The organism is Streptomyces sp. D2-8 (assembly GCF_023184515.1).
Taxonomy (GTDB): Bacteria; Actinomycetota; Actinomycetes; order Streptomycetales; family Streptomycetaceae; genus Streptomyces.
In genome coordinates this window covers 37,721-56,978 of sequence record NZ_JAAHBP010000028.1, presented here as the reverse complement: position 1 = coordinate 56,978, position 19,258 = coordinate 37,721, and the positions used below count along the sequence as shown (strand labels likewise).

Below are 19,258 nucleotides of genomic sequence, written 5' to 3'. Positions count from 1 at the left end.
CTCGGCGATGCTGTGGCGGCTGTCCGCGGTGACGGACTTCGCGGCGGACCGGTCGCCGTCCGCCGCGTCAGGCTCGGCGGAGGTCCGGTCGCCCTCCGCCGCAGCGGACTCGGCGATGCTGTGGCGGCTGTCCGCCGCGCCGCTCCCGCCGCTGTCCGACGTCACGGGCTCGGCTGGGGTCGGGCCGCCGTCCGCCCCGGTGGGGGCCGCGGGAGTCGGTTCGCCGTCCGCCGTCACGGTCGTGCCGGGCCCTGCGGTGGCACGGGGACCGCCGGGTCCCACTGGCCCGGCGTCCCCGGTGGCCGTGACGGCCGGGCCGGAGGCCGTGGTGAGGTGCCCGGACGGCAGGGTGATCGCCTGGCGCGCGGCGGAGGCCGGGGCGGTGAGGCCGGACAGTTCGTCCGTCTGGTGCGGTATGCCGAGCGGCTCCCCCACCGGGGAACCGGGCAGCACGGCCTCGATGACCATGCCCCGCACGCCGGAGCCGCTCGTCACCGGACGGCTCACGAGCGTCACCCGCTGGCCGTCGGGCAGGGTCACGTCGGCAGCACCCCGCTGCGCACCGGAGATCAGCTCCGCGGCCTTCTCCCTCAGGACCGCCTGGTCACGGGGGTGGAACTGGTTCGCCAGCGCGTCCAACGCCACACCGCGGCGCAGACCGGCGGTCTCGGCCGCCCCGGTCGCCAGGTACGTCCGCAGCAGGGCCCGCTCGCGCGCGGAGCTCTGCCCGAGCAGCCGCCGTTCGATGCCCTCGGCCGCCCTGCGGATCGCGACACCCAGTGCGGGCCGCTCGAAGCCACGCGGATAGCCGAGGCACAGAACGCCCTCGATGCGCCCGCTGAGCGGATCACGGACGGGCAGCGCGACGCAGGCGCTCTGCTGGGAGCGCTCCGCGAAGTGCTCGGCGCCGTACACGCGGATGAGCTGCCGTTCCGCCAGGGCCAGCCCGATGCCGTTGGTGCCGGCGACCTGCTCGGCGAACACGAACCCCGGGACGACCTGGATGGCCGGGAGGCTCCTGGCCATCGACGGGTCCCCGAAGCGGCGCAGCAGGACCGTACCGTTCGCGTCGGCGACCGAGATGTTGACCTGGCAGCCGGCGAACGTGGCCTGCAGCCGGTCGAGCACCGGCACGGCCGCCCGGACGATACGGGCGCCCGCGTCGAAGTCCTCCCGGTAGGGCAGGTCGGACGTGTCCGGGGAGAGGCCCAGGGACCGGCAGCGCTGCCACGAGTTCAGGATGGACGTCCGCACGCCCGTCCCGACCGGCTCGCCCTGGAGGAACAGCTCGCGAAGACTGGCGGGCCCCGTGCCGTCCGTCGCACGCCCCGCCGGCCTGGGTCCCTCGCCGGACCGAACCACGCTTCGCCTCACTTGCGCCCGCGGTGAATCCGCTGCTCGGAAGAGAATCTGGCATTGATGAGGATACGGGCATTACGGGCGGGCGTCACGGCATGCCGGGGCCACGCGGGGCAGCCGACCGGCGGGCCGGGGCACCGGGGCCGCACTCACCCCAGGAAACTCAGGCGCACCTTCCGTTCCGGATTGTCCTTGTTGGTGTCCACCAGGCACACCGACTGCCAGGTGCCGAGCTCCAGCCGGCCGCCCAGCACCGGCAGGGTCGCGTGGGGCGGGACGAGGGCGGGCAGGACGTGGTCGCGGCCGTGGCCGGGACTGCCGTGCCGGTGCTGCCAGCGGTCGTCGGCGGGCAGCAGGGTGTGCAGCGCGGCCAGGAGGTCGTCGTCACTGCCGGCGCCGGTCTCCAGGACGGCGATGCCGGCCGTGGCGTGCGGGACGAAGACGTTGAGGAGCCCGTCGCGGCCGGCCGCCGCCTCCCGCAGGAAGGACTCGCAGTCGCCGGTGATGTCGAGGACCCTCTCGGCGGCACCGGTGCTGACGTTCAGAACTCGGGTGGTGAAGACATCTGACATGCCCTCCATCCTGACGCACGCGCCGGGGCTTGCCCGGGCCACGCCGGGGGATCCGTGCGTCACGGCCTGGTGACGACCGAGCCGTCGTAGACGTTGCCGGGGGTCGCGACCGCGGTGATCGCCCGGGCGAGCAGCGTGGACGGCTCCTGACCCCCGACCTGGACATCCGTGTTGATCATGACGACCAGCGTGGCCTGCTGCGCGGGCAGATAGACGGTCACGGTCTCGTAGCCCGGGATCGAGCCGTTGTGGCCGATCCAGCCGTTGGTCTCGAAGATGCCGAGGCCGTAGTCGGTCCCGGGGTAGCCGGTGGGCAGCATCCGGAGGCGCTGGGCCTGGGTCTCCGGACTGAGCAGCTCGCCGGTGGCCACGACCTTCGCCCAACGGCGCAGGTCGTGCAGGTCCGAGATCATCGCCCCGGCCGCCCAGGCCCAGCTGGGGTTCCAGTTCGTGACGTCCTCGACCTCGCCGCTGAGCGTCTGGTCGGTGTAGCCGCGCGGGTGTGGCTCGGGGAACTCGTCGTCCTGCGGGAACAGGGTGTGGCGCAGGCCGGCCGGGCGGAGCACCCGCTCGTGGATGACGTCGGCGAGCTTGCGACCGGTGACCTTCTCGATCACCAGGCCCAGCAGGACGAGGTTGGAGTTGGAGTACTGGAAGTCCTCGCCCGGCCCGAAGGTGTTCGGGTGCCGGAAGCCGTAGGTGAGCACCTCGCGGGGGTTGAAGTAGCGCTCCGGGTCGCTCAGCAGGTCGTGGATGAAGTCGGCGTCGGCGGTGTACGGGAACAGGCCGCTGCGCATCCCGGCGAGCTGGCGCAGCGTGATCCGGTGGCCGTTGGGCACGCCCCGGACGTACGTCGCGATCGGGTCGTCCAGCGCGATCCGGCCCTCATCGACGAGTTCGAGCAGCGCGGTGACCGTGAAGGTCTTGGTCTCGCTGCCGATCCGGACGTAGGAGTCGGCGGTCATCGGCATGCGGGTGACGGTGTCGGCCACGCCGGTCGCGCGGACGTAGCTTCCTCTGCCCGGCATCCACAGTCCGACGACGACACCGGGGATGCCGGCCTGCTCGCGGACCTCCGCGACGGCCCGGTCGAGCCGTTCGGTGAGCTCGGGTCCGAGACCGTGCCGCGGGGCGTCGTCGTGGGCGTGCCGGGCGGTGCCGGTGGCCGGGGCGGCCGTGGCGGGCATCGTCGCCATCGGGGCCAGCACGGACGCCACGAGCAGTGCCGCGGCGAACAGACGGCGGGAGGGAGTACGTCGCATGGAGGGCGCCTCTTCCGGAGGGGGCGGGACGCAAGGAACATCACACCCGCACCCGTGGCGGAGACCGCCTTGCGGTCCGCGGGCAGCGGAGTCCACTCGTTCGGAGCCACGCGGGCCCGCCGGGAGGATCCATGGAGGGAAGATCCACGGCCCCGCCCCGGTTAGTAGAAACGTGAACAACACGCGCGAGGTCGAGGTAGTCGTCATAGGCGCTGGTCAGGCCGGTCTGGCCGGCGCCTATCACCTGCGGCGATCCGGTTTCGAGCCGGACCGCGACGTCGTCGTGCTGGACCACTCCCCCGGCCCCGGTGGCGCCTGGCAGTTCCGGTGGCCGTCGCTGACGTACGGCAAGGTGCACGGGATGCACGCCCTGCCGGGCATGGAGCTCACGGACGCGGACCCTTCGCGGCCGTCCGCCGAGGTGATCAGCGAGTACTTCGACCGTTACGAGCGGACCTTCGACCTGCGGGTCAGGCGCCCGGTGGACGTACGGGCCGTGCGCGAGGGCTCCGGTGGGCGACTGCTCGTGGAGACCTCGGTCGGCGTGTGGTCGGCGCGGGCGCTGATCAACGCGACCGGCACCTGGGACCGGCCCTTCTGGCCGCGCTATCCGGGCCAGGAGACCTTCCGGGGACGGCAGTTGCACACCGCCCAGTACCCCGGGCCCGAGGAGTTCGCCGGGCGGCGGGTCGTGGTGGTGGGCGGCGGCGCGTCGGGCACCCAGCATCTGCTGGAGATCGCCTCGTACGCGGCGGCCACCACCTGGGTCACGCGGCGCCCGCCCGTCTTCCGCGAGGGTCCCTTCGACGAGGACGCGGGCCGCGCGGCGGTCGCGCTCGTCGAGGAACGGGTACGGCAGGGACTGCCGCCCCGCAGTGTCGTCTCGGTCACCGGGCTGCCGCTCAACGACGCGATCTCACAGGGCATCGAGGACGGGGGGCTCGACCGGCAGCCGATGTTCGACCGCATCACGCCCACGGGGGTGGACTGGGAGGACGGCCGGCACATCGACGCCGACGTCATCCTCTGGGCCACCGGCTTCCGCGCCGCCCTCGACCATCTCGCCCCGCTGCGGCTGCGCGCCCCGGGCGGCGGTATCCGCATGGACGGCACACACGCGGCTGCGGACCCCCGCGTCCATCTGATCGGCTACGGGCCGTCGGCCAGCACGATCGGAGCCAACCGGGCCGGCCGCGCGGCCGTACGGGACATCAGGCGGCTGCTGGCACGGGAGCCGGCCGCGGCGTGACACGGGCCGGATCCCGCGCGGCTCTCACCCGGCCGCCTTCGCCCCGCTCTTCTTCGCCTCCGCATTGAACTCCGCGACATTGCGCTGGTGTTCCTGGTAGTCCGCGGTGAAGCGGGTGTCGCCCGGGCGGACCGTGACGAAGTACAGCCAGTCGCCCGGGGGCGGGTTGACGGCCGCGCGCATCGCCTCATCGCCGGGATTGTCGATGGGCGTGGGCGGCAGGCCCATGCGCTGGTACGAGTTGTAGGGGCTGTCGATCCGGGTGTCCTTCTCCGCCGTACGGAGGGTGGAACGGCCCAGGGCGTAGTTGATGGTGGAGTCCATCTGCAGCGGCATGCCGCGTTCGAGGCGGTTGAAGATGACCCGGGCCACCTTGCCCATGTCGGCCCGGGTGGCCGCCTCCGCCTGGACGATGCTGGCGATGGTGACGGCCTGATACACGTTCATGGCGTTGCGCTGCGCCCCGGCGGCGATGGGCGCGACGTTGAACTTCTCGTTCGCGGTGTCGACCATGAGCGCGAGCAGCTTGTCCGGCGTGGTCTGCTCCTGGAGCGGATAGGTGGCCGGGAAGAGGTAGCCCTCCGGATTGCCCTCGGCGTCGTTGGGCAGCTTCAGCGCGGCCTTCGCGAGGGACTTCCGGGTGCTGCCGGCGGGCAGGGCGAGGGCCTTGTCGACGGCCGCGTAGACCTGGCTCGCGCGCCAGCCCTCCGGGACGGCCAGGGTCGTGGGCCGGCCTTCCTCCTCGGTCCCCAGGGTCAGCAGCGGCACCGCCACGGCGGTACCGACCACGACGGCTCCGGTCGCGACGAGGGCGATGCGGCCCCGGCGCGTCAGTCGAATCGTGCTCCGTGGCGGAGTGTTCTTCTGCATGCGGGCACGGTAACCCGCATATCGCCATAAACCTGGCATATTTTCATCTTGTCGGTTCCAGTTGGGCGTCCCGGCGTACCAGCGCCGCGTACCGGCCGCCCTCCTCCAGGAGCTCCTCGTGTGTGCCGCGTTCGACCGCGCGGCCCGAGTCGAGGACCACGATCTGGTCGGCGCCGCGCACGGTGGACAGCCGGTGGGCGATGGTGACGGTGGTGCGGTTGGCCGACAGAGCGTCGATGGCGTCCTGGACGGCGGCCTCGGTCCGGGTGTCCAGCGCGCTGGTGGCCTCGTCGAGGATGAGCACCGGCGGGTCGCGCAGGATGGTGCGGGCGATGGCCAGGCGCTGTTTCTCACCGCCGGAGAAGCGGTGGCCGCGCTCGCCGACGACGGTGTCGTAACCGTCGGGCAGGGCCGCGATGTGGTCGTGGATCTGCGCCGCCTTCGCCGCCTGGTGGAGTTCCTCGTCGGTGGCGTCGGGCTTGGCGAAGCGCAGGTTGTCGGCGACCGAGGCGTGGAAGAGGTACGTCTCCTGCGAGACGACGCCGACCGCGCGCGCCAGGGTGTCGAAGTCGAGGTCGCGGACGTCGACCCCGTCGAGGGTGACGCGGCCGCCGGTCACGTCGTAGAGCCGGGGCACGAGATAGCCGAGGGTGGACTTGCCGGCTCCGGTGGGGCCGACGATCGCGAGGCTGCCGCCGGCCGGAACGGTGAGGTCGATGCCGTCGAGGACCGGGCCGCCCTTGCCGTCGTAGCCGAAGGAGACGTTCTCGAAGCGGACCTCGCCCTTGACGCGGTCGAGGCGGACCGGGTCGGGGCGCTCGGTGATGTCGATCGGCAGGTCGAGGTACTCGAAGATGCGCTGGAACAGGGCGAGTGAGGTCTGGATCTGCACACCGGTCGACAGCAGGCTCACGGCCGGGCGGAACAGGCCCTGCTGGAGCGAGACGAAGGCGACGATCGTGCCGATGGAGACCGCGGGGCCGCCCAGCTGGAAGGCCATGCCGGCGGTCCAGTAGATGACGGCGGGCAGGGCGGCCATGACGATCGTGATGACGGCCATGCGCCACCGGCCGGCCATGTTCGACCGCACCTCCAGGTCGACGAGTTCCTCGGACTCGTCGGAGAAGGACTTCGTCAGCGAGTCGGAGCGGCCCATCGTGCGGCCGAGCAGGATGCCGCTGACGGAGAGCGACTCGGTGACGGTGGCGGCCATGGCGGCCATCTGCTTCTGGCGCTGGGTGGTGATCTTCCGGCGTTCGTTGCCGACGCGGCGGCTGATCCACACGAACACCGGCAGCAACAGCAGCGAGACGACCGTCAGGCGCCAGTCGAGGACGATCATCGCGACGATCGTGGCGATCACGCTTGTGAGGTTGGAGACCAGGGAGGTCGCGGTGGAGGTGACGGTGGCCTGCATGCCGCCGATGTCGTTGGCGATGCGGGACTGCACCTCGCCGGTGCGCGTGCGGGTGAAGAAGGCCAGGGACATGCGCTGGAGCCGGCCGTAGACGGCAGTGCGCAGGTCGTGCATGACGCGCTGGCCGACCGTCGTGGAGATCAGGGTCTGGAGGACTCCGAAGACGCTGGTGAGGACGGCGCTGAGGATCATGCCGAGGGCGAGCAGGCTGAGCAGGCCCGTGCGCCCTTCGGGGATCGCGACGTCGAGGATCTCCTTCAGCAGGAAGGGCGTGGCGACCGAGACCAGTGACGCGGCACCGACCAGCAGGCCGACGATTCCGAGGCGGCCCCGGTAGGGGCGGAAGAGGCCGAGGATGCGGCGGACCTGCCGGGGCTCCTGCTTCGAGTCGGCCGGCGGGGTCCAGGGGGCTTCACGGTCGGGATGCATGGGCTCCTACGAGGGATGCGGCGGATCGGATCGTAGCTCATTGTTACCTAGACTCACAATGAACTGCATCCTGATATTGTTCCCGCATGACCACGCCCGACCCCGACGGCCTGCTCGCCGAGCAGTTGCTGCGGCTCACCCGCCGGGTGCACCGCATCCAGAAGCGCCATCTGGAGCATCGCGACCTTGGTATCACCCCGGCCCAGTCCCGGCTGCTGCGCACGCTGGCGCACTGGGGTTCACCACCTCGCATGGCCGACCTGGCCGAGCGTCTTGAGGTGGTGCCGCGAGCCGTGACGACGCTGGTCGACGGCCTGGAGGCGAGCGGCAAGGTGCGGCGGGTCCCGGACCCGGCGAACCGGCGGGTGATCCGCATCGAGCTCACGGACGACGGCCGGGGCGCGCTGCGCGAGCTGCGGGCGGCGCGCAGGTCGGCCGCCGAGGAGATCCTCGCTCCGCTGACGGGGGATCAGCGGGAGGCGCTCGGGGGGCTGCTCGACACACTGATCGACGGGACACCGGTGCAGCCCTGCTGAACCGCAGCGCGAAAGCGGGCCGTGGGCGCCGCTCGTTCTGCACGAGCGGCGACCACGGCCCGCTGCCTTTCGGTCAACCGGCCTCGGGGGCGGGCTCCTTGAGCTCCTTGAGTTCCTTGGCCTTCTGGGCCGGGATGTCCGGCACCGGCGCCTCGGCCCCGGTCTCGCCGCCGAGGCCCTTCGCGCCGTCCTCCGGCGGGGAGGTGTCCTCCCCGCCGAGCACCCTCTTCGCCCGGGCGGTGTCCAGGGCCCCCTCCCAGCGGGACACCGCGAAGACGGCGACGCAGTTGCCGAGCAGGTTCGTGACGACGCGCATCGAGTCCATGATGCGGTCCACGCCGAGCAGCAGCGCGACGGCCCCGGCAGGGATCACCCCCAGGGACGAGGCGGTCGCGGACAGGGCGAGGAACGCCGAACCGGGGATCCCCGCCATGCCCTTGCTGGTCAGCATCAGCACCAGGACGACGGTGACCTGCTGACCGAGGCTCAGGTCCACGCCCACCGCCTGGGCGATGAACAGGGTGCCGATGGACAGGTAGAGCGAGGCGCCGTCGAGGTTGAAGGAGTAGCCGGTGGGGAGCACCAGCCCCACGGCGTCGTCGCGGGCGCCGGCCCGGCGCAGCTTCTGCATCACCCGCGGCATGACCGACTCGGTGGACGCGGTGCCGAGCGCGAGCAGCATCTCCTCGCGGATGTAGCGCAGGAACTTCCACAGACTGAGGCCGGTCACGAGCTTCAGGGCGACGGCCAGCAGCGCGACGAACAGCGCCGCCGCCACATAGCAGAGCACGATGAGCTTGGCGTACGTCCTCATCACGCCCAGGCCGTAGTTGCCGACCAGGTGGGCCATCGCGCCGAACACCGCGATCGGGGCCAGCCGCATGATGAATCCGACGACCGCGAAGATGACCTCCTGGGCCTGCTCGATCGCGGGGAGGACCTTCGGCACCTTGGTGTGCCCGAGGTGCAGCAGGGCGGCGCCCACCAGGCAGGCGAGGATGAGGACTTGGAGCAGTTCGTTCTCGGCGAAGGCGCCTAGGAAGCTCTGCGGCAGCGCGTTCAGGACGAACTCGGTGGTCGTGGGCAGATGGCCGCCGCCCGTCGTCTCGTCCACCGCCGCGGCATCGAGCGAGGAGGGGTCGACGTTCATGCCCCTGCCGGGGCCGACGACGTTGGCGGCGACGAGACCGATGACCAGGGCGGCCGTGGAGGCGACCTCGAACCAGATGAGGGCCTTGACCCCGATCCGGCCGAAGGCCTTCAGATCACCCGCCTTGGCGATGCCGACGACGACCACGCAGAACACGAGCGGCGAGATCACCGTCTTGATGAGGCGGGTGAAACCGTCGCCGAGCGGCTGGAGAGCCGTGGCCGTGTCCGGCCACAGCTTTCCGACGACGATGCCGAGGACGAGCGCGCAGGAAACCTGCGCGAACAGCGAGGTGCGTAGAGTGCGTGCGACGCGTCGCGGGAGGGACGGTACGGACGGCGGCACGAAGCCTCCTAGGGGAACGGGACGCACAGAAGCCGGAGGGGACTTCTGTTATGCGGAAAATCACTTCCGATTCCGACCACTCTGGAGGCTGTCTTGATCGCGCACAAGACCGCAACGTTTCAGCCAGGTAAAAGCCCCATGCGTGGCACGCGTCACACGCACCCCACCGGTCACCTCAGCACCTGCTGCGGTCCCCCGTGAGCACCCCCTGCACGGTGGTCAGGGTGCGGTCGTAGCAGCCGCGCGAGCCGTGCAGCCGGTAGCGCTCGCTCGTGGTGCCGACCGCGTGACGCTGGTCGCGCGGCACGTGCGCCGTGTAGGTCGCGTCGCCCGTGTAGGAGTTGTCCAGCCGTGACCACACGGTGCGTCGTCCGCCGCGCGTCCCGGTGACCGTGGCGCGGTCGCCGAGAGTCAGCACGGTGCGCAGGCGGTCGCCCGCGCCGAGGGTGGTCGTGCCGTCCATGGTGTAGCTGCGGCGGGTCCGCGTGGTCCGGCCGCCGACGGTCACCGACTCGTCGTCGGTCCAGGTGGCTTCGAGAGCGTCACGCGTCTCGCCGTCGGTCCACCGGTGGGTGGAGGCGTTGGCGAGGGAGCGGCTGACGGTGGTCCCGACGCGGCCGTGCGAGGTGTCGATGTAGCCCCCGACGATCAGCCGGTGGGCCCCCTCGGTATCGACGCCGTGCTCCGAACCGGGCGTGTACACCGATGAGTTGATGAGGTCGCCTTCCCTGTGCACGGTGAGCTTCCCGGTGACCTGCTCGCGCCGCTCGTCCTGCCAGACGAGGACGTTCACGGGCGTGCTCCAGCCGCTCTGCCCCTCGGGGACGCCGACGACCGAGACCTCGACGCGGTGCGGGCGGCCGTCGTTGAGGATCCCGGCGAAGGGCGTGAGGTCGTAGGTGATCGGCTTGATGTCGAAGGCGCGCGGCCCTGGGATCACGTACCAGAGGAACGGGTTGGACCAGCCTCCGGTCCACACCGTCGGGAACGGGGCGGCGATGCCGGCGAGCCGGCCGTCCACGCTGATCTGAACCTCCCGGTAAGGACCTTGAGCCGCCTTGCAGGAGTACGGCGCCGGCTCGGACACCGTCAGGTACCAGTACTCCTCGCAGCCGCCGCCGGATCCGGTCGCGTACACCTCGGCGACGATGCGCTCGCTGTTGCGCGGGGTGGTGAGGGCCGAGTCACCGTCGAGGGTGAGGACCCGGTCGGGGCTCTTCCCGTCGGGGCGGCCCCGGTGGAACGTCAGCGTGACCTCGACGTCGAGGACGCCCGTGTAGGTGTCGTCGACGACGTTCCCGATGAGCATCTCGACGTCGCGGCTCGTGCGGAAGGTGTCGCTGTAGCGCGTGACGTCCTTCTCCACGGACCACTCGATGCCGTCCGGCGAGGGCTGCGGCGTCGACGTCCGGAAGATCTCGACCCCGCCGACGTGGAGGTAGCCGAGCCGGTCGTACTGGCGCCCCTTGACCCTGCCGTCGAGCCGCAGCACCACCTTGCTCCAGCGGTCGCCGCAGCCGTCGGGCGGGGTGTACGTGCCGCGGTAGGGGGTGAAGTCACGGAACTGCGCCCGGGCGACGGTGACTTCGCAGGACTGTCCAGCCGGCCTGTCGACGGGCGGGGCGGCCGTGACCGGGTCGTGCCAGTCGGTGCCGAACTCGGCGGGGACGCCGGCCGCCGGGGCCGGGACGTCCGCCGCCCGGGCGGGGCCGGTGCCGAGGAGGGTGCTCGCCAGGAGGGTCGCTCCGGCAAGCATGGACATGACGATCCGTCTCTTCATGGGCGGTGTTCTACGGGGCCCGGGCCGCCTGCGCAATGCGCACCGGCCCGCCGGGACAGCCCTCTTCCCCCCTGTCGGCCGGTTCCGTTCGGTGGGCGGAAAACCTGTTGCCTCCGACCACGCGGCGAGGCGAACCTGTCACGGTTTGCTGCCTTCGGCCGGCCCCATCCCCACGCCATCCCCCCGCCATCCCCCTGACACGAGCCACTGGGACGTCATGCAGATTCAAGACCTTCCGTACCCCGACCCGGGCGTGCCGGACGCGCGTTCGGGTCCCCGATTCCTGTGGTGGCTCTTCCGGAATCAGCTGGGCGGTCAGCTCAAGTCGCTGGCCTGGGGGCTGCTGCACTTCGCCTCCGTCGCCGCGCTGCCGTTCTGTGTCGGTGTCGCCGTGCAGGCCGTCGTCGACCGCTCGGGCACGGGGCTCGCCCTGGCGGGCGGCCTGCTGGCGCTGGCCTGCGCCGGCAACGCGGTCGGCGACACCTTCCTGCACCGCACCGCGATCACCAACTGGATCACGGCGGCCGCCCGCGTCCAGCAGCTGCTCGCCCGCAAGGCCGCCCATCTGGGTTCGGCACTGACCCGGCGTGTCGCGGCCGGTGAAGTGGTGGCGGTTTCGACGGGTGACGTCGAGAAGATCGGCTGGTTCGTCGAGGCACTGTCCCGCTTCACCGCGGCCGTGGTCACCATCGTGCTGGTCTGCGCCGGCCTGCTCGTCTACCAGCCGGCGCTCGGCGTGGTCGTCGCCGTGGGGCTGCCCGCGTTGGCACTCGCGGTACTGCCTCTGCTGCCCCGCGCCACCCGGCGTGCCGACACCCAGCGCGAGAAGGCCGGACGCGCCACCGAACTCGCCTCGGACACCGTCGCCGGCCTGCGCGTGCTGCGCGGCATCGGCGGCGAGGAACTGTTCCTCGACCGCTACCGCAGCGCCTCCCAGGAAGTACGCCACGCGGCCGTGCGCAGCGCCCGGATGTGGTCGCTGATCTCCGCGATCCAGGTCCTGCTGCCGGGGCTGCTGCTCATCGCCGTCGTCTGGTACGGCGTGCGGCTGGCGCGCGAGGGCCGGATCACCGTCGGCGAACTGGTCACCGTCTACAGCTCGGTCATGGTCCTCACCTACCCGCTGCGGCACTTCGAGGAGATCGCCATGGCGTACTCCTTCTCCCGGCCCTCCGCGAAGCGGGCCGCGGGAGTGCTGTCGCTCCAGCGGCCCACGGACACCGCCGGGTCGCGCGCGGCCGACGTCCCCTCCGGCGACCTGTACGACCCGGAGACCGGACTGCTCGCGCCCGCCGGCCGGCTCACGGCCGTGGTGTGCGGCGACCCGGACGCGGCGGGCCTGCTGGCGGAACGGATGGGCGGACACCCGTCCCAGGAGGGCACCTCGGTGCTGCTGGGCGGGGTGCCGCTCGACGAACTCCCGCTGGACAGCGCCCGTACGGCCGTCCTCGTCCAGGACAAGGACCCGGTCCTGCTGTCCGGCACGCTGCGCGACCTGCTCGACGTACCCGCGTCGGGCACCGTCCAGCCGAGGCAGGCGCTCGCGGCCGCGCAGTGCGACGACGTGCTGGCGGCGCTGGTGCAGGGCTCATTGGACGCCGCCGACCCCATGGACGCGCGGATCACCGAACGCGGCCGGTCCCTGTCCGGCGGTCAGCGCCAGCGGCTCGCCCTCGCCCGGTCGCTGATCACGGACCCGGAGGCGCTCGTCCTGGACGAGCCGACCTCGGCCGTCGACTCGCACACCGAGGCACGGATCGCGCAGGGCGTGCGGGAGTTGCGCGACGGGCGCACGACCGTGGTGTTCACCTCCTCGCCACTGCTGCTGGACCGCGCCGACCGGGTCGTGTTCCTGCACGACGGCGAGGCCGTGGCGGTCGGCGCGCACCGGGAGCTGGTGCGCACCGAGCCCCGCTACCGGGCGGTGGTCACCCGCGAGACGGACGACGAGGCCGCGCCGAACGGCTCGGTCGCCCTGAAGGACGTGCTGAAGGACGACGTACTGAAGGACGACGACGTACTGCAGGAACTGGAAGAGATCGAGGAGAAGGCATGATCGGCGTCGCGCCACCGGCGTACGACCCGGCGGCCCCGACGACGGCGAACACCCTGCCGGTCGGCGCCCCCGAGACCGTCCGCGCCTACGTGGCCGAACTGCTGCGCCGGCACCGGCGGGCGTTCCTGCTGCTGGTGGCCGTCAACACGGCCGCCGTGATCGCCTCGATGGCCGGTCCCTGGCTGCTGGGCGGACTGGTGGAGCGGGTGTCCGACGGGGCACGGGACCTGCGGCTGGAACTCACGGCGGGGCTCTTCGTGGCCGCGCTGGCCGTCCAGGCCGTGTTCGTCCGTCAGGTGCGGTTGCGCGGCGCCATGCTGGGTGAGCGGATGCTGGCCGACCTGCGCGAGGACTTCCTCGTCCGGTCGGTCGGGCTGCCGCCCGGGGTGCTGGAGCGCGCCGGGACCGGCGATCTGCTGTCGCGCATCACGACGGACATCGACCGCCTGGGCAACGCCATGCGCGAGGCGGTGCCGCAGCTGTCGATCGGCGTGGTGTGGGTGATCCTGCTGATGGGCGGGCTGGTGATCACGGCGCCGCCGCTGGCGCTCGCCGTGCTGCTCGCCCTGCCGCTGCTGATCGTCGGCTGCCGCTGGTACTTCCGGCGGGCGCCCTCGGCCTACCGTTCCGAGGCCGCCGGGTACGCCGCCGTGGCCGCCGCGCTCGCCGAGACCGTGGACGCCGGGCGCACCGTCGAGGCCCACCGCCTCGGCGACCGCCGCGTCGCGCTGTCGGAGCGCCGGATCCGGGAGTGGACGGCCTGGGAGCGGTACACCCTCTGGCTGCGGTCCGTGCTCTTCCCGGTCATCAACGTCACCCACGTGACCGTGCTCGCCTCCGTCCTGATGATCGGCGGTGTGTTCGCCCTGCACGGGTGGATCGACGTCGGCCAGCTGACGACCGGCGCGCTGATCGCCCAGATGCTGGTCGACCCGGTGGGCATGATCCTGCGCTGGTACGACGAGCTGCAGGTGGCCCAGGTGTCGCTGGCCCGGCTCGTCGGGGTCCGGGACATCGAGCAGGACGCCGGGGATCCGTCGGTGGCTCCCGAGGGACGTCATGTGCACGCCGACCGGGTGCACTTCGGCTACCTGGAGGGCGTGGACGTCCTGCGCAAGGTGTCCCTGGAGGTCTCCCCCGGCACCCGGCTGGCCCTGGTCGGCCCCTCGGGTGCGGGCAAGTCCACGCTGGGCCGGCTGCTCGCCGGGATCTACGCGCCCCGGGACGGCCGGATCACCCTGGGCAGCGCCGAGCTGTCCCGGATGCCCGCCGAACGCGTCCGCTCCCACGTGGCCCTGGTCAACCAGGAGCACCACGTCTTCGTGGGCTCCCTGCGCGACAACCTCCGGCTCGCGCGGACCGGCGCCGTCGACGCCGAGCTGTGGGCGGCGCTCGGCGCGGTCGACGCCGACGGCTGGGCCCGTGCGCTCGACGACGGCCTGGACTCCGAGGTCGGCTCGGGCGGTCTGGCGCTCACCCCGGCCCAGGCCCAGCAGATCGCGCTGGCCCGCCTGGTGCTGGCCGACCCGCACACGCTGGTCCTGGACGAGGCGACGTCCCTGCTCGACCCGCGCGCCGCCCGCAACCTGGAACGGTCCCTGGCCCGGGTCCTCGACGGCCGCACCGTGGTCGCCATCGCCCACCGGCTGCACACCGCCCACGACGCCGACGTCATCGCCGTCGTCGAGAACGGCCGGATCAGCGAGCTGGGCAGCCACGAGGAGCTGGTCGCGGCGGACGGGGCGTATGCGGCGCTGTGGAGGTCGTGGCACGGGTGAGCCGAGGCCGAGCCGCGGGAGGTGCGGGGAGCCGCGCTCGTCCGCAGGGGCCATCGCGTCCTTGGCGTTGCGCGGTCCCGAGCCGGGGTGGAAGGCTGGAATCAGGCACCGGCTCGGGGAACGCCCGGGAACCAGCGGATCGGGCGGCGTCAGTGCTCCGTGCGGCGGCGGCCCGGCTAGGGCCGCGTGGATACGGGCCCGTCCCCACCCCCTGGAGGTACCCGTGAACAGCTCCGACGGCTGGGGAGACGACGTCTACCAGCCGGACCAAGACGAGCAGAGGGAGGACACGGGGCTGCTCGACGCCGAGGACACCCTGGAGAACGACGGCGTCGACGATCCCCTGGACCGGGGCTGGTCCCCTCCCGAGCGACCCTGGGCCGTGGAGCACCTCGGCGTGACGGCGGCCGAGCGGCAGCGCGGCGAGACGCTGGACCAGCGGCTCTCCGAAGAGCTGCCGGATGCCGCCGCCCCGGACGGTGACGGCCTCGGGGACTGCGCGGGCACCGACGGGGAACTCCTGGACAACGAGGTCGGCGCCGCGCGCTCCGGCCGGCTCGTGGCACCCGACGAGGGCGCCCACGAGGACGACGAGGAGGCACTGGTCGCCATGGACGTGGGCATCGACGGCGGCGCCGCGTCGGCCGAGGAGGCCGCCGTGCACATCGTCGACGAGGACACCCTGTCCGGCTGATCGCAGAACCGGCCCGAGCCGTTCGAGGAGCATCCATGCAGCAGGACAAACACCCCGACTACCACCCCGTCGTCTTCCGCGACCGCGCCGCCGGTTACGCGTTCCTCACCCGGTCCACCGCGTCCAGCGACCGGACCATCGAGTGGGACGACGGCGAGACCTACCCGGTCGTGGACGTGGAGATCTCCGCGGAGAGCCACCCCTTCTACACGGGCAAGGCCCGCACGGTGGACTCGGAGGGCCGGGTCGCCGCGTTCGAGCGGCGCTACGGCGGCGGCTGAGGCGCGTCGTGGGGCCGAGCTCAGATGACGTTGAGCGCCGCCGCGCAGCCCACCCCGCCGAGCAGCATGAACACCGGCATCAGCACCTTGAGCTCGACCCAGCTGCCCGCCCGGAACCGCATGGCCTTCGGCGGCCCGATCGGGTACCAGCGCTTGCGCCCGACCGGGATGGGCCACAGGATCGGGCAGCCGGACACGGTGAGCGCGTCCCCGATGTCGTGCACGATCGCGCCCAGCACGACCGGCAGCCCCAGCCACAGGTACTCCTGGCCCGGCGCCGAGAACAGCCAGTCGGCGCCGTTGCCCGGCTTGTCCAGGACGCCCGCGAGGATCCACGCGGTGGTCGCGGCCAGCAGCCACACCAGGACCTCGCTGCTGGAGCCGCGCGTCGCCCGCCAGAGCAGTCCCTCGATGGCCAGGACCATGTGCACGAAGAGGATCGCGAGCACGCCCCAGCGGTCGCTGGTGATCGCCACGGCCGAGGTGCCCGCTCCGATCAGGACCGCCCACAGCCAGGTGTGCGTGAGGGTGCGGTGCCCGCCGGAGCGGCGCGGGTCGCCCTGCTTCTTCGTCGCCTTGTAGACGGCGTACGACAGCTTGTCGACGATCTCGCACAGCCAGCGTGACAGCGGCCCGAAGGACCGGGAGATGGTGGCGGCCTTGTGGTCGAGGTCCGGGGCGAGGGCGGCTCCGGCGCAGATCAGGGCGCCGACGAGGAGGACCGGCCAGGGCATCGGGTGCCCGGCCGCCGCGGCGGCCGCACCGACGCCCAGCCAGGCGGCGGCTCCCGACAGTGAGTGTGCTGGTCCCATCATGGCCGCTGCCCGCCCCATTCCTCGTGTGCCGCTGTCCAGTTGACCGGGCGTGCTGACGTCCCGTCGGCGCCCCAGCGTAGCGTTCGTGATCTTCGGGCCCGCAGCCGATTCCCGCATCGGGCATCGGGCCAGGCAAGATGGGGGGCGTGACCCTCATCGATCAGCTGCCGCGGACCGCCGACCCCGACGCCTTGTACGAAGCCTTCGAGTCGTGGGCCGGCGAGCGGGGTCTCACGCTCTACCCCCACCAGGAGGAGGCGCTGATCGAGGTGGTCTCCGGGGCGAACGTGATCGTGTCGACGCCCACCGGCTCCGGCAAGAGCATGATCGCGGCGGCGGCGCACTTCGCGGCGCTGGCCCGGGACGAGGTCACCTTCTACACGGCTCCGATCAAGGCGCTGGTGTCGGAGAAGTTCTTCGAGCTGTGCAAGATCTTCGGCACGGAGAACGTGGGCATGCTGACCGGCGACGCGTCGGTCAACGCCGACGCCCCCGTCATCTGCTGCACCGCCGAGGTCCTCGCGTCGATCGCGCTGCGCGACGGCAAGCACGCGGACGTCGGCCAGGTCGTGATGGACGAGTTCCACTTCTACGCGGAGGGCGACCGCGGCTGGGCGTGGCAGATCCCGATCCTGGAGCTGCCGCAGGCGCAGTTCGTGCTGATGTCGGCGACGCTCGGCGACGTCTCCTTCTTCGAGAAGGACCTCGCGCGCCGCACCGGCCGCCCGACCGCGGTGGTCCGCTCGGCGACCCGCCCGGTGCCGCTGTCCTACGAGTACCGGTTCACCCCGCTCACCGAGACGCTCACCGACCTGCTGGCAGCCCGGCAGGCGCCCGTCTACATCGTGCACTTCACGCAGGCGCAGGCCGTGGAGCGGGCGCAGGCGCTGATGAGCATCAACATGTGCTCGCGTGAGGAGAAGGAGCGGATCGCCGAGCTGATCGGCAACTTCCGCTTCACCACCAAGTTCGGCCGCAACCTCTCCCGTTACGTCCGGCACGGCATCGGCGTGCACCACGCGGGCATGCTGCCCAAGTACCGGCGCCTGGTGGAGAAGCTCGCGCAGGCCGGTCTGCTGAAGGTCATCTGCGGCACGGACACGCTCGGCGTCGGCGTCAACGTCCCCATCCGCACGGTGCTGTTCACGGCCCTCACCAAGTACGACGGCACCCGCGTGCGCACCCTGCGGGCCCGGGAGTTCCACCAGATCGCGGGCCGGGCCGGGCGGGCCGGGTACGACACGGAGGGCTTCGTCGTCGCGCAGGCGCCCGAGCACGTCGTCGAGAACGAGAAGGCGCTGGCCAAGGCGGGCGACGACCCGAAGAAGCGCCGCAAGGTCGTCCGCAAGAAGGCCCCCGAGGGCTTCGTCGCGTGGTCGGAGCAGACCTTCGAGAAGCTCATCGCCTCCGAACCGGAGCCGCTGACCTCCCGGTTCCGGGTGACGCACACCATGCTGCTGTCGGTGATCGCCCGCCCCGGCAACGCCTTCGAGGCCATGCGCCGGCTGCTGGAGGACAACCACGAGCCGCGCAAGCAGCAGTTGCGGCACATCCGCCGGGCCATCGCGATCTACCGTTCGCTGCTGGACGGCGGCATCGTCGAGAAGCTCGACCAGCCGGACGCCGAAGGCCGCATCGTCCGCCTCACGGTCGACCTCCAGCAGGACTTCGCGCTCAACCAGCCGCTGTCCACCTTCGCGCTCGCCGCGTTCGAACTGCTCGACCCCGAGTCCCCGTCGTACGCGCTCGACATGGTGTCCGTCGTGGAGTCGACGCTCGACGACCCGCGGCAGATCCTGGCCGCCCAGCAGAACAAGGCACGCGGCGAGGCGGTCGCCGCGATGAAGGCCGACGGTGTCGAGTACGAGGAGCGCATGGAGCGCCTCCAGGACATCACGTACCCGAAGCCCCTGGAGGAGCTGCTCTTCCACGCGTACGACACCTACCGCAAGAGCCACCCCTGGGTCGGCGACCATCCGCTGTCGCCGAAGTCGGTCATCCGCGACATGTACGAACGGGCGATGTCCTTCACCGAGTTGGTGTCCCACTACGAGCTGGCCCGCACCGAGGGCATCGTGCTGCGCTACCTGGCCAGCGCCTTCAAGGCCCTCGACCACACCGTCCCGGACGACCTCAAGTCCGAGGACCTCCAGGATCTGATCGCCTGGCTGGGCGAGATGGTGCGCCAGGTCGACTCCAGCCTGCTGGACGAGTGGGAGCAGCTCGCCAACCCGGCGGAGATGACGGCCGAGGAGGCCCAGGAGAAGGCCGACGAGGTCAAGCCGGTCACCGCGAACGCGCGTGCCTTCCGGGTCCTGGTCCGCAACGCCATGTTCCGCCGGGTCGAACTCGCCGCTCTCGACCAGGTCGGGGAGCTGGGCGAGCTGGACGGGGAGTCCGGCTGGGACGCCGACGCGTGGGGCGAGGCGATGGACAAGTACTGGGACGAGTACGAGGATCTCGGCACCGGCCCCGACGCCCGCGGCCCCAAGCTGCTGCTCATCGAGGAGGAGCCGGAGAACGCCCTGTGGCGGGTCCGGCAGATCTTCCACGACCCGAACGGCGACCACGACTGGGGCATCAGCGCGGAGGTCGACCTCACGGCCTCGGACGCGGAGGGCCGCGCGATCGTCCGCGTCACCGACGTCGGCCAGCTCTGACGGGC

Annotated in this window: 14 protein-coding genes and 1 pseudogene; 7 read left to right on the top strand and 8 right to left on the bottom strand. The window is 71.8% G+C overall.

Annotation, left to right across the window (positions count from 1 at the left end; genetic code table 11):
* From G3I77_RS36325 to G3I77_RS36315, 3 genes and pseudogenes are all read right to left on the bottom strand, one after another.
* Positions 1 to 1,362, bottom strand: a pseudogene (locus tag G3I77_RS36325) (protein phosphatase); the annotation flags it as partial.
* Positions 1,363 to 1,508: 146 nt separating this feature from the next.
* The gene (locus tag G3I77_RS36320; RefSeq protein ID WP_234749552.1) at positions 1,509 to 1,931 is read right to left on the bottom strand and encodes a YjbQ family protein; all 423 of its coding nucleotides are present in this window, start codon (positions 1,929 to 1,931) and stop codon (positions 1,509 to 1,511) included.
* Between the two features lie 59 nt (positions 1,932 to 1,990).
* Positions 1,991 to 3,193, bottom strand: coding sequence for a serine hydrolase (locus G3I77_RS36315; RefSeq protein ID WP_248510830.1), 1,203 nt, complete (start codon positions 3,191 to 3,193; stop codon positions 1,991 to 1,993).
* A 172-nt stretch (positions 3,194 to 3,365) separates the two neighbouring features.
* Here G3I77_RS36315 and G3I77_RS36310 point away from each other — a divergent pair, with 172 nt between their 5' ends.
* Positions 3,366 to 4,442 (top strand): NAD(P)-binding domain-containing protein, encoded by a 1,077-nt coding sequence (locus G3I77_RS36310; protein ID WP_248510829.1) that lies wholly within the window; start codon positions 3,366 to 3,368, stop codon positions 4,440 to 4,442.
* Positions 4,443 to 4,466: 24 nt separating this feature from the next.
* Here the strand turns inward: G3I77_RS36310 and mltG are convergent, their stop codons facing one another.
* Both mltG and G3I77_RS36300 read right to left on the bottom strand, forming a co-directional pair.
* On the bottom strand, positions 4,467 to 5,312 hold the full coding sequence (gene mltG / locus G3I77_RS36305) for an endolytic transglycosylase MltG (protein ID WP_248510828.1): 846 nt from the start codon (positions 5,310 to 5,312) through the stop codon (positions 4,467 to 4,469).
* Positions 5,313 to 5,355: 43 nt separating this feature from the next.
* Positions 5,356 to 7,158, bottom strand: coding sequence for an ABC transporter ATP-binding protein (locus tag G3I77_RS36300; protein ID WP_248510824.1), 1,803 nt, complete (start codon positions 7,156 to 7,158; stop codon positions 5,356 to 5,358).
* Positions 7,159 to 7,244: 86 nt separating this feature from the next.
* On the opposite strand from G3I77_RS36300, the gene G3I77_RS36295 reads away from it, so the two are divergent.
* On the top strand, positions 7,245 to 7,694 hold the full coding sequence (locus G3I77_RS36295) for a MarR family winged helix-turn-helix transcriptional regulator (RefSeq protein WP_248510823.1): 450 nt from the start codon (positions 7,245 to 7,247) through the stop codon (positions 7,692 to 7,694).
* Positions 7,695 to 7,767: 73 nt separating this feature from the next.
* Here the strand turns inward: G3I77_RS36295 and G3I77_RS36290 are convergent, their stop codons facing one another.
* Both G3I77_RS36290 and G3I77_RS36285 read right to left on the bottom strand, forming a co-directional pair.
* Positions 7,768 to 9,189 (bottom strand): cation:dicarboxylate symporter family transporter, encoded by a 1,422-nt coding sequence (locus G3I77_RS36290; RefSeq protein ID WP_248510821.1) that lies wholly within the window; start codon positions 9,187 to 9,189, stop codon positions 7,768 to 7,770.
* A gap of 175 nt (positions 9,190 to 9,364) precedes the next feature.
* Positions 9,365 to 10,969 (bottom strand): peptide-N4-asparagine amidase, encoded by a 1,605-nt coding sequence (locus G3I77_RS36285; protein ID WP_248510817.1) that lies wholly within the window; start codon positions 10,967 to 10,969, stop codon positions 9,365 to 9,367.
* A gap of 217 nt (positions 10,970 to 11,186) precedes the next feature.
* Between G3I77_RS36285 and G3I77_RS36280 the strand changes: the two genes are divergently transcribed.
* From G3I77_RS36280 to G3I77_RS36265, 4 genes are all read left to right on the top strand, one after another.
* The gene (locus G3I77_RS36280) at positions 11,187 to 13,025 is read left to right on the top strand and encodes an ABC transporter ATP-binding protein (RefSeq protein WP_248510815.1); all 1,839 of its coding nucleotides are present in this window, start codon (positions 11,187 to 11,189) and stop codon (positions 13,023 to 13,025) included.
* Entirely contained in the window at positions 13,022 to 14,803 is a 1,782-nt protein-coding gene (locus tag G3I77_RS36275) for an ABC transporter ATP-binding protein (RefSeq protein WP_248510813.1), read from the top strand. Before G3I77_RS36280 ends, G3I77_RS36275 begins: the two co-directional genes overlap by 4 nt.
* A gap of 223 nt (positions 14,804 to 15,026) precedes the next feature.
* Entirely contained in the window at positions 15,027 to 15,497 is a 471-nt protein-coding gene (locus tag G3I77_RS36270) for a DUF5709 domain-containing protein (protein WP_248510812.1), read from the top strand.
* A 35-nt stretch (positions 15,498 to 15,532) separates the two neighbouring features.
* On the top strand, positions 15,533 to 15,778 hold the full coding sequence (locus G3I77_RS36265; RefSeq protein ID WP_248510811.1) for a type B 50S ribosomal protein L31: 246 nt from the start codon (positions 15,533 to 15,535) through the stop codon (positions 15,776 to 15,778).
* 20 nt (positions 15,779 to 15,798) lie between these two features.
* Here the strand turns inward: G3I77_RS36265 and G3I77_RS36260 are convergent, their stop codons facing one another.
* Entirely contained in the window at positions 15,799 to 16,593 is a 795-nt protein-coding gene (locus tag G3I77_RS36260) for a metal-dependent hydrolase (RefSeq protein WP_248510810.1), read from the bottom strand.
* 146 nt (positions 16,594 to 16,739) lie between these two features.
* Here G3I77_RS36260 and G3I77_RS36255 point away from each other — a divergent pair, with 146 nt between their 5' ends.
* A complete protein-coding gene (locus G3I77_RS36255; RefSeq protein ID WP_248510809.1) occupies positions 16,740 to 19,253 on the top strand; it encodes a DEAD/DEAH box helicase in 2,514 nt (837 codons plus the stop codon).
* Positions 19,254 to 19,258: the final 5 nt, after the last annotated feature.

Bases quoted from the DNA above. Each gene is read 5' to 3' on its own strand.
- G3I77_RS36320 (WP_234749552.1), bottom strand. From the start codon at position 1,931: ATGTCAGATGTCTTCACCACCCGAGTTCTGAACGTCAGCACCGGTGCC.
- G3I77_RS36315 (WP_248510830.1), bottom strand. From the start codon at position 3,193: ATGCGACGTACTCCCTCCCGCCGTCTGTTCGCCGCGGCACTGCTCGTG.
- mltG (WP_248510828.1), bottom strand. From the start codon at position 5,312: ATGCAGAAGAACACTCCGCCACGGAGCACGATTCGACTGACGCGCCGG.
- G3I77_RS36300 (WP_248510824.1), bottom strand. From the start codon at position 7,158: ATGCATCCCGACCGTGAAGCCCCCTGGACCCCGCCGGCCGACTCGAAG.
- G3I77_RS36295 (WP_248510823.1), top strand. From the start codon at position 7,245: ATGACCACGCCCGACCCCGACGGCCTGCTCGCCGAGCAGTTGCTGCGG.
- G3I77_RS36285 (WP_248510817.1), bottom strand. From the start codon at position 10,969: ATGAAGAGACGGATCGTCATGTCCATGCTTGCCGGAGCGACCCTCCTG.
- G3I77_RS36280 (WP_248510815.1), top strand. From the start codon at position 11,187: ATGCAGATTCAAGACCTTCCGTACCCCGACCCGGGCGTGCCGGACGCG.
- G3I77_RS36275 (WP_248510813.1), top strand. From the start codon at position 13,022: ATGATCGGCGTCGCGCCACCGGCGTACGACCCGGCGGCCCCGACGACG.
- G3I77_RS36265 (WP_248510811.1), top strand. From the start codon at position 15,533: ATGCAGCAGGACAAACACCCCGACTACCACCCCGTCGTCTTCCGCGAC.
- G3I77_RS36260 (WP_248510810.1), bottom strand. From the start codon at position 16,593: ATGATGGGACCAGCACACTCACTGTCGGGAGCCGCCGCCTGGCTGGGC.